This is a genomic window from Ruegeria sp. BI7, assembly GCF_056537925.1.
In genome coordinates, this window is sequence record NZ_JBQFSK010000001.1 from 1,132,727 (window position 1) to 1,145,097 (window position 12,371).

At 57.8% G+C, this 12,371-nt stretch carries 11 protein-coding genes and 1 tRNA gene; 7 read left to right on the forward strand and 5 right to left on the reverse strand.

Going from position 1 to position 12,371, the window contains the following annotated elements:
* Positions 1-72 precede the first annotated feature (72 nt).
* Genes ACR0JB_RS05660 through ACR0JB_RS05670 form a run of 3 tightly spaced genes read left to right on the forward strand, consistent with a single transcriptional unit; the run spans position 73 to position 4,161 of the window.
* Positions 73-720 carry an ABC transporter ATP-binding protein gene (locus tag ACR0JB_RS05660; RefSeq protein ID WP_170394192.1) on the forward strand — a complete coding sequence of 216 codons (648 nt, stop codon included), beginning with the start codon at positions 73-75 and terminating at the stop codon, positions 718-720.
* Entirely contained in the window at positions 717-3,131 is a 2,415-nt protein-coding gene (locus tag ACR0JB_RS05665) for an ABC transporter permease (protein ID WP_170394194.1), read from the forward strand. Before ACR0JB_RS05660 ends, ACR0JB_RS05665 begins: the two co-directional genes overlap by 4 nt.
* Positions 3,121-4,161 carry a lipocalin-like domain-containing protein gene (locus tag ACR0JB_RS05670; RefSeq protein WP_170394196.1) on the forward strand — a complete coding sequence of 347 codons (1,041 nt, stop codon included), beginning with the start codon at positions 3,121-3,123 and terminating at the stop codon, positions 4,159-4,161. The genes ACR0JB_RS05665 and ACR0JB_RS05670 overlap by 11 nt, the downstream gene beginning before the upstream one ends.
* Here ACR0JB_RS05670 and ACR0JB_RS05675 read toward each other — a convergent pair.
* The 3 genes from ACR0JB_RS05675 to ACR0JB_RS05685 form a co-directional block, all read right to left on the reverse strand.
* Positions 4,158-4,589, reverse strand: coding sequence for a universal stress protein (locus ACR0JB_RS05675; protein ID WP_170348794.1), 432 nt, complete (start codon positions 4,587-4,589; stop codon positions 4,158-4,160). The two genes, ACR0JB_RS05670 and ACR0JB_RS05675, sit on opposite strands and share 4 nt — an antisense overlap.
* On the reverse strand, positions 4,586-7,195 hold the full coding sequence (locus ACR0JB_RS05680) for a TRAP transporter permease (protein WP_170394198.1): 2,610 nt from the start codon (positions 7,193-7,195) through the stop codon (positions 4,586-4,588). Before ACR0JB_RS05680 ends, ACR0JB_RS05675 begins: the two co-directional genes overlap by 4 nt.
* Before the next feature lie 103 nt (positions 7,196-7,298).
* Complete coding sequence (locus ACR0JB_RS05685; RefSeq protein WP_170348796.1) at positions 7,299-8,267, reverse strand: TAXI family TRAP transporter solute-binding subunit; 969 nt, start codon at positions 8,265-8,267, stop codon at positions 7,299-7,301.
* Between the two features lie 381 nt (positions 8,268-8,648).
* Between ACR0JB_RS05685 and ACR0JB_RS05690 the strand changes: the two genes are divergently transcribed.
* Both ACR0JB_RS05690 and ACR0JB_RS05695 read left to right on the forward strand, forming a co-directional pair.
* The gene (locus tag ACR0JB_RS05690) at positions 8,649-10,142 is read left to right on the forward strand and encodes a BCCT family transporter (protein WP_170394201.1); all 1,494 of its coding nucleotides are present in this window, start codon (positions 8,649-8,651) and stop codon (positions 10,140-10,142) included.
* Positions 10,139-10,285, forward strand: a complete 147-nt coding sequence (locus ACR0JB_RS05695; RefSeq protein ID WP_170394203.1) for a hypothetical protein — start codon at positions 10,139-10,141, stop codon at positions 10,283-10,285. The genes ACR0JB_RS05690 and ACR0JB_RS05695 overlap by 4 nt, the downstream gene beginning before the upstream one ends.
* 82 nt (positions 10,286-10,367) lie before the next feature.
* Here ACR0JB_RS05695 and ACR0JB_RS05700 read toward each other — a convergent pair.
* Positions 10,368-10,453, reverse strand: a tRNA-Leu gene (locus tag ACR0JB_RS05700).
* Between the two features lie 145 nt (positions 10,454-10,598).
* Here ACR0JB_RS05700 and ACR0JB_RS05705 point away from each other — a divergent pair.
* Together ACR0JB_RS05705 and ACR0JB_RS05710 are read left to right on the forward strand one after the other, a co-directional pair.
* Complete coding sequence (locus ACR0JB_RS05705) at positions 10,599-11,177, forward strand: YqaA family protein (protein ID WP_170348799.1); 579 nt, start codon at positions 10,599-10,601, stop codon at positions 11,175-11,177.
* The gene (locus ACR0JB_RS05710) at positions 11,174-11,638 is read left to right on the forward strand and encodes a disulfide bond formation protein B (RefSeq protein ID WP_170394205.1); all 465 of its coding nucleotides are present in this window, start codon (positions 11,174-11,176) and stop codon (positions 11,636-11,638) included. The genes ACR0JB_RS05705 and ACR0JB_RS05710 overlap by 4 nt, the downstream gene beginning before the upstream one ends.
* On the opposite strand, the gene ACR0JB_RS05715 is transcribed toward ACR0JB_RS05710, so the two are convergent.
* The gene (locus ACR0JB_RS05715) at positions 11,635-12,222 is read right to left on the reverse strand and encodes an HNH endonuclease (RefSeq protein WP_170348801.1); all 588 of its coding nucleotides are present in this window, start codon (positions 12,220-12,222) and stop codon (positions 11,635-11,637) included. The two genes, ACR0JB_RS05710 and ACR0JB_RS05715, sit on opposite strands and share 4 nt — an antisense overlap.
* Between the last annotated feature and the right edge of the window lie 149 nt (positions 12,223-12,371).

The following is a 12,371-nucleotide window of genomic DNA, read 5'->3' on the forward strand; positions in this document are numbered from 1 at the left end:
AGATTGCGCCCGGATGCTGGACTCTGTGGGGTGGCGTTGCACATTGTGACAGGCACTGTCCAAGGGGTTTGCATGCTGCTGAATATCGACAAGGTCCAGAAATCCTATCCCGGCGGGCGGCCGGTGTTGCGCGATGTGTCACTGGCTTTGGATCAAGGTCAGACGCTGGCTCTGACCGGTGAAAGCGGCAGCGGCAAAAGCACGCTTTTGAACCTTGCTGCCGCTTTGGACAGCTTTGACGGCGGCGAGATTACGCTGGACGGCACCGCCCTTTCTTCGCTGGATGACCGTGGTCGGGCCGCGTTGCGCCGTGAGAGCGTGTCGTTGGTGTTTCAGCAATTCAATCTGATTCCATCGCTGACGGTCGCTCAGAACCTCTCATTTCACGCCCGATTGGCGAACCGTGAAGACACCGACTGGACCGCGCAACTGGCTGAACGGCTTGGTTTGTCCGACTTGCTGACGCGCTATCCTGAAAACCTGTCAGGCGGTCAACAACAGCGCGTCGCCGTCGGCCGCGCTATGGCCCCCCGGCCTAAATTGTTGCTGGCGGACGAGCCAACCGGCAATCTGGACGAAACCGCCAGCGCGACCGTGCTGGATTTGATGCTTTCGCTAGTTGCCGAGACAGGTGCCGCCTTACTGTTAGTTACGCACTCGCCAGACATCGCGGCGCGTCTGGATCGGCGGGCGCATCTGACCGGTGGCCATATCGCATGACTGGGGCAATCATACAGGCATTGCTGTCGCATTGGCGACGTCACTGGCTGCAACTGGCAACGCTGTTGATTGGCATCGCGTTGGCGACCGGGTTGTGGTCGGCGGTGCAGGCCATCAATGCCGAGGCGCGCGCCAGCTATCAACAGGCCAATGATCAGCTTGCGCTGGGTCTGTTTGATGAGCTGCGCGACCCGTCCGGCCCGATCCCGGTTGAGCGTTATGTCGCGCTGCGCCGTGCAGGTTGGCAAGTGGCAGCTGTTTTGGAAGGCCCCCTGCGGATTTCGGGTCGCACGGTACAGGTGATGGGCGTTGACATGGTCGCCTACCCGGCCCTGCCCGCCGTGACCCAGATTGAGCAAAGCGAAACGCCCCCCGACCCGGCCGACATGCTGACCGCACCGGGCCGCTTGCTGGCTGCGCCTGATCTTGCACAGGTGCTGCGCGGGCAAAGCGGTCTGCCGCCGATTCTAACCTCTGACACGGTTCCGCCTGATCTGATCCTGACCGATATCGGCGCTGCCGAGACACTTCTGGACAAATCCGGGCAGATCTCGCGCATGATAGTGCTTCCGGATCAGCCGCTTGGCGTACCACCGCTATCCGAGATCACGCCTGAACTTGAACGGATTGCAGCTTCGGCGCAGTTGGATGCGGCCAGTCTGACGGATAGTTTTCATCTGAACCTGACCGCATTTGGACTGCTGTCCTTTGCCGTCGGTCTTTTTATTGTTCATGGCACCGTCGGGCTGGCCTTTGCGCAACGAAGGGCGATGATCCGCACCCTACGGGCTCTGGGTGTCTCAATGCGGCGTTTGATCTGGGTGATCATGGCTGAATTGACCGCGTTGGCCCTGATCGGCGGCACCTTGGGCCTGATCCTTGGGTTCTTTCTCGCCGGAGCGCTGCTGCCCGACGTCGCGGCCACTTTGCGCGGGCTTTACGGCGCACCTGTCGACGGGCAAATGTCCTTGCAACCGCAATGGGCGCTGGCGGGGCTGGCGATGGCATTAGCGGGCACAATGTTTGCCAGTGGCCACGCCTTGTATCGATTGGCGCGTATGCCCTTGCTGACTGGTTCCGGAGTTCAAGCTTGGCGTGGTTCAGCCTTGGGACAACGCAGCGCGGGCCTGATCGGTCTGACCCTGATCGGGGGTGGCTTTGGCATAGGGTTTGCCTTTAACGGGTTGGTTGCCGGGTTTGTGATGGTCGGCGGCATTCTCACCGGAGCGGCACTGACTCTGCCCTATCTTCTGTCCCTCGCCCTATCGGTTTTTCATCGGCGCGCCCGAGGGCCGATCGCACAATGGGTCTGGGCCGATATGCAGGCGCAATTGCCGGGTCTGTCTTTGGCTTTGATGGCACTGCTGCTGGCTTTGGCCGCGAATATTGGTGTCGGAACCATGGTTTCCAGCTTTCGCCTCACCTTTGTTGGCTGGCTGGATCAACGCCTGACGTCCGAGGTTTACGTGACCGCCACTGACAATCAACAAGGTCAACAGATTGCCCAATGGCTAGGCCCGCAGGTGGACGCCGTGTTGCCAATCCGCAGCGTTGAACTGATCCACGAAACCGGGCCGTTGTTCTTATACGGAATTGTGGACCACCAGACTTACCGCGATCACTGGCCTCTGATCGCCTCTTCAGATGATGTCTGGGATCGCGTCCTGACGGGTGACGCCGTTTTAATCAATGAACAGCTCGCCCGCCGTGCGAGTTTGTGGCCTGGGGATACGCTGACCCTGAATGCAGGGCATGCGCTGACCGTGGCAGGTGTTTATTCGGACTACGGCAATCCAACCGGTCAGGCGATCGTATCAATGCCGCAGCTTGACCAAATCGCCCCGGGGGCCGACACGCGCAGGTTCGGTATCCGCCTTGCACCCGAGCGCGCCACCGAAGTAACGCAGGCGTTGCGAGACCAGTTTGACCTACCTCGGCGGGCCGTCGTGCAACAGGCCGCCATGAAAGCGCAATCGCTGGCGATCTTTGACAAGACCTTTGTGGTGACTTCCGCACTGAACGTACTGACACTGGGGGTGGCGGGATTTGCCATCCTGACCAGTTTGCTGACATTGTGGACGCAGAGGCTGCCGCAGGTTGCCCCGGTTTGGGCGTTGGGGCTGACACGCGCGCAACTGGCACGGCTAGAGGTGTTGCGCAGTGTGCTGCTGGCGGCGTTGACGGCCGTGCTTGCCTTGCCACTTGGGTTGGTTCTGGCCTGGGCGCTGTTGGTGGTGATCAACGTACAGGCTTTTGGCTGGCGACTGCCGATGTTTCTGTTTCCTGCTGATTGGGTCTATCTGTTTGTGCTGACCCTGTTTGCCGCCTTTGCCGCCGCAGCCTTGCCCGCATTGCGCTTGATGCGTTTGCCACCCGCCGACCTTCTGAAGGTATTTGCCAATGAACGTTAAAGCTTGGCTGTTTGTCCTGATCCTATTGCTGCCCTCTGCCTTGCACGCGCAGGGTTATGCCGGGCTGGGCGGGTCAGCCGACGGGTTCGACATCCCCAAGCCTGGCTACCAGTTCGAATTTCCGCGGGATCACGGCCCGCACCCGTCCTTTCGGATCGAGTGGTGGTATCTGACTGCCAACCTGACCGGAGAAGACGGGCGCGACTACGGCATTCAATGGACCTTGTTCCGATCCGCCCTGAAACCGACCGAGGCCGAAGGTTGGCAAAGCCCTCAACTGTGGTTGGGACATGCTGCTGTGACGACTGAGGAAGCGCATTATTTTGCCGAACGCCTGTCGCGTGGCGGCATAGGTCAGGCTGGGGTGACTGCCGAACCATTCGAGGCCTGGATCGACGAATGGCATATGCGCGGGCCTGATCCCCGCGCCTTGTCCTTGTCCGCGAGCGGCGCCGAATTTTCCTATGACCTAACCCTGACAACTCAAGGTCCACTGGTGTTTCACGGAGAGGACGGATACTCGGTCAAGTCCGCCGATAGGCAGGCCAGCTATTACTATTCTCAACCCTTCTATGACGTCGAAGGTTTACTGCGCCTACCCGATGGAGATGTCGCTGTCACCGGTCAGGGCTGGTTGGATCGTGAGTGGTCCAGCCAGCCTCTTGCTGCCGATCAAAGCGGATGGGATTGGTTCTCGCTCAGCTTTGATGATGGCAATAAGCTGATGGCATTTCGCCTGCGCGGCGGGCGCGGGGATTTCACAGCGGCCACTTGGATCACAGCAGATGGCACCGCGACGCCCCTGCCCGACGGGTCCGTTTCGTTCACACCGCTGGATACAGCACGAGTCGCTGGTCGGGACGTGCCCATCCAGTGGCGCGTGACATTGCCTGATCGCGATTTGCAGGTCGACGTATCGGCGATCACACCCGATGCCTGGATGGCGACGCGGTTCGAATACTGGGAAGGCCCCGTAAGGGTCTCAGGCAGCCACTCTGGGCGCGGCTACCTTGAAATGACCGGATACTAGCGCACCACGTAAACCGAGACCGTCGAATGCCGCACGACCCGCGCCGCGTTCGGACCCAGAAGATAGTCCTTGAGGTCCGGTTTGTGTGCGCCGATCACGATCAGATCGCTGTTCGCGCTTTCAGCGGTCTTCAAGATCTCCTGATAGGCCGTTCCGGTGGCGACGACGTGGCGGATTCTCTCGTTCCGCTCTGCACCCAAAGTTGCCGTACACATATCGGTCAGTTTGGTATGCGCCTCATCCAGCGCCTTTTCGTGGAAATCCGGTTGGAAAAAGCCAGATACCCAGCTTTCCCCAAAATCCGGCAACACAGTCACAACGTCCAACTGCGCATTGTCCTGTTCAGCCAGGGCCGCCGCGGTCTTCAACACATGTACGTCCAGATCGCCATTGCTGATATCAACGGCACAAAGAACAGAGTTTGTCATGCGGGCACCTCTTGTCTGGCGGCGCGGCCGCGTTGAAGGAAAGCGATCAGCCCCAGCAGAATCATCGCCGGGATATAGATCAATTGCTTCGGCGGCTGACTGGATGGCAGGCTGACCGAGGTCAGACGCACCGCGTCATCCGCGTAATAGTCGAAGTTATCCAACTCATCCGCGACCGGGGTGCCAAACATCGGTTCGTCCAGTTTGACCAGACCGTCCTCTTCAATCAGCATCAGGCCCATGGCGTCCACACGCGCGGCGCCACCCTCTTCGCTGCCAACCGGCACTACGACCGTAGTGTCCGTCATCTCCAGAGTGTCAAAATCAGGGCCGCTAACGACAAGGCGGACTTCTGTTCCCGGCGGCGTTTGCCCGATCGTTTCAACGAAGGCCGACGGTTCAACCGACGCATAGGGCGGTGAAAGCCGATCCATGAAGAAGTCGGGCCGGAACAGCGCAAATGCAACGAAGATCAGCGCGACGCTTTCGTAAATACGGCTGTGCGTCACGAAATAACCCATCGTCCCCGCAGTAAAGACAAGGATGGCTATGGTTGCGAATATCGCGACGGTTATCCCTTCAACCCAGGTGACGTCGATCAACAGCAGGTCCGTATTGAAGATGAACACAAACGGAAGTGCCACGGTGCGCAGGCTGTAGAAGAACGCGGTGAAACCGGTTTTGATCGCATCGCCGCCTGACACAGCCGCTGCCGCAAAGCTTGCCAGCCCGACCGGAGGCGTCACATCCGCCATGATCCCAAAGTAGAAAACGAACAGGTGCACGGCGATCAGCGGCACGATCAGGCCGCTCTGCGCGCCTAGTTCGACAACCACACCAGCCATCAGCGAGCTGACAACGATGTAGTTCGCCGTGGTCGGCAGGCCCATGCCCAGGATCAGGCTTAGGATACCAACCATCACCAGCATCAGGATCAGGTTGCCGCCCGACAGGAACTCGACCAGATCGGCCATCACCTGCCCGACACCAGTCAGGGTAACCGTGCCAACGATGACACCTGCAGTCGCGGTCGCAAGGGCGATACCGATCATGTTGCGCGCGCCGTCAATCAGGCCCTGCCAAAGGTCGGCGACACCATCGATAAAGCTGGCGTTCAGGTTACTCTGCCCACGGAACAACGCCTTGAGGGGCTTTTGAGTCAGCAGGATCACGAACAGTAATGCGGTGGCCCAAAACGCTGACAAACCCGGCGATTTCTGTTCGATCATCAGGAAATAAACCAGAACGATGATCGGCAGCAGATAGTGTAGCCCAGCCTTATAGATATCAGCGATGACAGGTAGTTGTACTTCTTTGGCGTTCGGATCATCGGGTTCCAGATCCGGCACCTGAGCCGCCAGATACAGCAGCACCACATAGACCGCGCAGACAATCAGGCTCAGGACCAATCCGGCCGCCGAGGGCACCCAGCTGGTGACCGCATCGACCGGGTATTGCGAGCCATAGCAAAGCCCCGCAAACACAAGGAAGAACATCAACATTCCAACGACAGTGCGCGCCAGATGCACGTCGCGATCACCCAGTGTGGGCATGTTCCGCTTCACCGCTTCAAGATGAACGATATAGACGAGCGCGATGTAGGAAATCGCCGCTGGCAGGAACGCGTGGGTAATCACCTCGACATAGGAAATGCCCACATATTCCACCATCAGGAAGGCCGCAGCGCCCATCACAGGCGGCATGATCTGGCCGTTCACTGAGGAGGCAACCTCAACCGATCCGGCCTGTTCACTGCTGAACCCGACGCGCTTCATCAGCGGGATGGTGAAGGTACCGGTGGTCACAACGTTGGCGATGGACGAACCTGAAATCAGGCCGGTTGCCGCAGAGCCCACAACCGCCGCTTTGGCCGGACCACCGCGCAGGTGGCCAAGGGCACCAAACGCCATCTTGATAAAGTAGTTCCCTGCCCCGGCCTTGTCGAGCAAGGCGCCGAACAGCACGAACAGGAAGACGAATTTGGTGGAAACACCCAAGGCGATGCCGAACACGCCCTCGGACGTGATCCACATGTGGCTCATGGCCTTTTTCAGGCTTGCGCCTTTCCAGCGGATAACCTCGGGCACCCATTCAGATGAGCCAAAGAACACATATGCCAGAAAGATCGTCGCGATAATGGCCATTGCAGGCCCAAGCGCACGGCGCGCGGCCTCGAACAACAGCAGCAGGCCGGCCAATGCGACCCACTTGTCAGTGTCATCCGCAAGACCGCCCGCATCGACGATCTTTTCGTAGAAGAAGTACCCGTATAGCGCAAGAAACGCGCCAGCGACCCCCATAATCCAGTCCTGAACCGGGATATAGTCACGCGGGCTGGATTTCAGTGCCGGATAAGCGGCAAAGGCCAGAAACATGGCAAAGGCCAGATGAAACTGACGTGCATTATTCACGACGCTGCCCGGCAACACATAGTTGGCGATAGGCGATGCTAAAAGCACCTGAAAAATCGACCAGATCGCCGCCACAACGGCCAGAAAAATCCCGACATTGCCGACCGGATTACGCCCACCCGCATCGGACGAAGCTACCAGTTCCTGCAGCTCTTCTTCGGATAGCGGACGATTGGATTGTGTGTCGGAACTCATGCAAATGTCTCCCCGTCGTGGCCATTTTGGCCTTTTGAACCACCCGTTATTTTACGGGCTTTAGGTTGCAGGGCGCCCGTGGGCACCCTGCGTCAGGTCTGGTTTACTGAATCCAGCCTTTTTCTTTGTAGTACTTCTCGGCACCCGGATGCAGCGGAGCCGACAGGCCGTCCGCGATCATCTCTTCGGGCTTGAGGTTTGCAAATGCCGGGTGCAGCTTTTTGAAGTCGTCGAAGTTTTCAAAGACCGAGCTGACAACTGCATATACCGCGTCTTCCGACACGTCTGCCGAGGTCACAAAAGTCGCGCCAACACCAAAGGTTGCGGTGTCACCGTCAGAACCGCGATACATGCCACCGGGGATGGTTGCGGTGCGGTAGAACGAGTTGTCGCCAACCAGCTTGTCCACGGCGTCGCCGCTGACATTCACCAGCACGGAATCACACGCGGTGGTGGCTTCTTGGATCGAACCCGAGGGGTGGCCAACGGTGTAAACCATCGCGTCGATCTGGTTGTCGCACAGAGCAGCAGACTGTTCAGCCGCCTTCAGCTCGGTCGCCAGTTCGAAATCGTCGGTGGTCCAACCCATTTCGCCCAACAGGACCTCCATGGTGCCGCGCTGACCGGAACCGGGGTTGCCGATGTTGACGCGCTTGCCCTTCATGTCTTCAAAGTTCGTGATGCCGGAATCGGCACGGGCAACAACGGTGAACGGCTCGGGGTGTACCGAGAAGACGGCGCGCAGACCTTCGAAGGGACCAGCCTCTTCGAATTTCGAGGTGCCGTTAAAGGCGTGGTACTGCCAGTCGGACTGCGCCACACCAAACTCCAGCTCGCCTTCGCGGATGGTGTTGATGTTGTAAACCGAACCACCGGTCGATTCGACCGAGCAGCGCACGCCGTGCTCTTTGCGGCCTTTGTTGACCAGACGACAAATCGCGCCGCCTGTCGGATAATACACACCGGTCACACCACCGGTGCCGATTGTGATGAATTCCTCTGCATACGCGGCCGGAGCCATAAGGGCCGCGGTGACGACCGCGCCGAGGCTAAGCTTGCTGCTGTTTTTCATTTTCGTGAACTCCCAATTCTTTTGGTGGATGGGAGACTGTTAGCGGTCCCATCCGGGACCTGCCGGTACGCCAACTGCACCTGTCTTGCAACAGGCACAAGCGACTGAATTTCCAAATTCTCCCAACACCTTCGACGTTTCATTCAGATACTCAACTTGTCAACCCCCGTACTCGGCCTGACACGCCCACGCCGCATATCTGAGGGCTTTTTCCGAACTTTCCCCCCAGAATGTCCAAATCTCAGGTCTTTTGGTGGTCAGGAACAATTCTTTTGAAACTCGGTTCGGTGATCTCTAGTGTCAAACCGACATTCACAGACACCTGTAAGCGCAGGGCTGGAAAGGAATTTGTTCTGCAACTGCCAGGAAAGGCCGTTTAAAATGAAGCCAGCGTCACCCAGCCCGTTGCTTGTCATCGCTCTGACCATCAGCGCAGCGATTGCGGCCTGGGGTATAGTCGACCCGCAAGGGCTGGGGCAGCTTGCATCCGCAGCGGTGGCTACGCAGTTCAACAGCCGTGGCTGGTTCATCATGCTTGAGGTCAGCGGCCTGCTGTTTGTCACGCTGTATCTGGCCTTGTCCCGATTTGGCGACATTCGCCTTGGGCCCGACGGGGCCGAACCTGAGTTTTCAACGCCTGCCTGGATCGCCATGCTGTTCGCAGCTGGCATGGGGGTTGGCCTGTTATTTTATGGCGCGGCCGAACCCCTGACCCATTTCGAGGTTCTGCGCCAATACAACCCCGATCCCATGGCCGCCGGTCATGCCTTGTTCATAACCTATCTGAACTGGGGATTTCACGCCTGGGCCATCTACGCGATCGTTGGTCTGGTCATCGCCTATTTTGCCTATCGTCGAGGGCGCACGCTACTGCTGAGCGCCCCTGTAACCGATACATTGGGTGAGGCCCGCTGGACCAAATCTCTGGGATGGGTTTTCGATCTGCTCTCGATTGTTGCGATTGCCGTCGGCTTGGCCGGGTCGCTGGCGATGGGCGTATTCCAGATTCAAACCGGCCTAGCTGGTCTGATCGGGATTGATTCACCTGGCGTGCTAACCCTGCCCGTTTTTGCCTTGCTGTGCGTAGCTTATATCATTCCGCTGCGCCGCGACCTTGGCGAAGGGATGTCTCTGCTGTCCAATATCGCGATGCTGATTGCGGTTGGAATGATGGTCTATCTGCTGATCCTCGGCCCCACATCGTTCATGATGGACGGCATCGTGTCAGGCTTCGGACGCTACCTCTTCGGCGTTCTTCCAGCTGGATTCTCTACAGCTGAATTCTTCGACGACATCATCGTCGACTGGTTCCACGGCTGGACGCTGAACTATATGATCTGGTGGTTGGCCTGGTCGCCTTTTGTGGGCATTTTCATCGCCCGAATCTCACGTGGGCGCACGATCCGAGAGTTTTTGGTCGGTGTCATCGTTGCCCCCACCTTGTTCTCGATCTTGTGGTTCGGCATTTTCGGTGGACTGGGTTTCTACGACACTCTGCGTCAGGACGGTACCCTGTCCGCCGTTAACGCCGAGAATCTGGACGCGACAACTTTTGCCCTGCTTGCAAAATTCCCATTGGGCGGTGTGACGCAAATCGCCACTGTTTTGGCCGCGTTCCTGTTCGTTGTAACCAGCGTCGTAAGCGCAGGATTCACACTAGCAATGATCGGCACTGGAGGTGACGAGAACCCGTCGCCCCGCATCCGCACAATCTGGGGCATTATTTTGGGGGCACTGGGGCTGGCGATGATTCTGGTGGGCGACATTTCCGTGGTCAGATCAATCATCGCACTTTCGGCCATGGCGTTCGTCTTTATCGTACCGATCCTCGTGATCTGCCTGTTCAAAAGCCTATCGCGAGAGGACCGAACATGAGCGGACAGTTTGTTGATACCATGCTGAATGTTGTCGTTTTCGCATATATCGGATTCCTGATCTGGTTGATCTTCACAGGCTTTCCCAAGGCATCCAAACCCGCCGACTCTGAGACTCAGGCAAAACGTCACCAAAACGAATAGATGTGATTTGGCAGTGTGTGCAAACGCAATGCCGAAAAAGAAAAAACAGAGAGCAGGTTTCCCTAACCCTCTGTTTTTACTTTGGTACCCAAGGCCGGACTCGAACCGGCACGGTATCACTACCGGGGGATTTTGAATCCCCTGCGTCTACCATTCCGCCACTTGGGCCACGACCATTGGATTAGCGCCCATAACCGGGAAGGTCCAGAGGCAAAAAGCAACCAAAATCCAGTTTGTATTCGCGGTGATGCTTGACGCCTTGCCGGGCGCGTGGTTTGGCTTGCGCTACGTTAGAACAGGATTTTAGCATCTTATGTTGCGATCGCTTTATGACTGGACCATTCGTCTGGCAGAACATCCGCATGCATTGTGGGCGTTGGCCTTCGTGGCTTTTATCGAAAGTTCGGTCTTTCCGATCCCACCTGATGTTTTGATGATTCCCATGATTCTGGCCCGCCCGTCGCGGGCTTGGCTGATTGCATCGGTCGCACTGGTCTTTTCGGTGTTGGGGGGCTTGCTGGGCTATGCCATTGGCGCGTTCTTTTATGAAAGTCTCGGCCAACCGATTCTCGAGTCGATGGGCAAAGCCCACGCCATGGAAGAGTTCAACACCCGCTTCAACGATTTCGGCTTTTGGGCCGTACTTGCGGCTGGGGTTACCCCCTTCCCCTACAAGGTCATTACGATCATGTCCGGTTGGACTGGTATGCCGCTGGGAACTTTCATCGCCACCTCTATCCTAGCCCGTGCCTTGCGGTTCTTTATGGTTGCCGGTCTGCTTTGGGGCTTTGGAGAACCGATCCGGGCCTTCATCGAGAAGCGGCTGGGCCTTATGTTCACTCTGTTCGTCATCCTGCTGTTCGGCGGATTTTTCGTGGTGAAATACCTATGACTCGCAAAAACACTCTGATCCTGATCGCTACGGCAGGGTCTGCGGCACTTCTGCTTGGGGCGTGGGGTTTTCAGTACCTCGGCGGCTTGGCGCCTTGCAAAATGTGTATCTGGCAACGCTATCCGCATGGCGCCGCCGTTCTAATCGGAGCAATGGCTTTGGCCCTGCCACGGGCAACGCTGTTGCCATTGTTGGGAGCGCTTTCGGCCCTAACCACGGCTGCAATCGGCGTGTTTCACTCGGGGGTCGAGCAGAAATGGTGGGAAGGCCCGTCTAGCTGCACATCCGGTGACATCGGCGGCCTGTCGACAGAGGATCTGATGGAACAGATCATGTCCGCCCCGCTGGTGCGTTGCGATGATATCCCCTGGCAGATGTTGGGCTTGTCGATGGCAGGTTGGAACGCTGTCCTGTCCGGCGTGTTGGTGCTGGTCTGGATCGCAGCCTGGCGCGCTCGTTAAAGTTCGTCCAGTTCCGCATCCCAATAGAGAAAGTCGATCCAGCTGTCATGCAGGTGGTTCGGCGGGAACTTGCGCCCAATATTGCGCAACGCCTCTGATTCCGGTTGGCGCGGAGGCTTGCGCAACGTCATCCCCGCCTGTCGCAGTGACTTTGACCCTTTTTTTAGGTTGCACGGGCTGCAGGCCGCCACGACATTCTGCCAGCTTGTGACGCCCCCTGCCGCACGCGGTACCACATGGTCAAACGTCAGATCACCCCGGCTCCCACAATACTGACAGCGGAATTCGTCCCTCAAAAATAAATTAAAGCGCGTGAAGGCCACGCGCTTTCTGGGTTTTACATAATCTTTCAGGACAACGACCGAAGGTATTCGTATCTCGGTACTGGGGCTTCGGACGACTTCGTCGTATTCAGCCACTATGTCCACCCTGTCCAGCCAAGCAGCCTTGATCGCCTCTTGCCACGGCCACAGGGATAACGGGTAATAGGATAAGGGGCGATAATCGGCGTTCAAAACCAATGCCGGATGATGCCTGAGCGCACCGGGTTCCCTGACAAATTCGGTCCTGAAGTCTCCATCCATCTCAGAATCGCTCCTCGCTCTGCTCTGCCCGTTTTTGACATCAGAGCGGGGAACACCCGCCCCGGCCTTAACTTAACTATATATCGTGTTAAATCTCTGACAAGCCCTGAGTTTCCACAATATCTCGGGGATTGGTTAATCCGAATCTG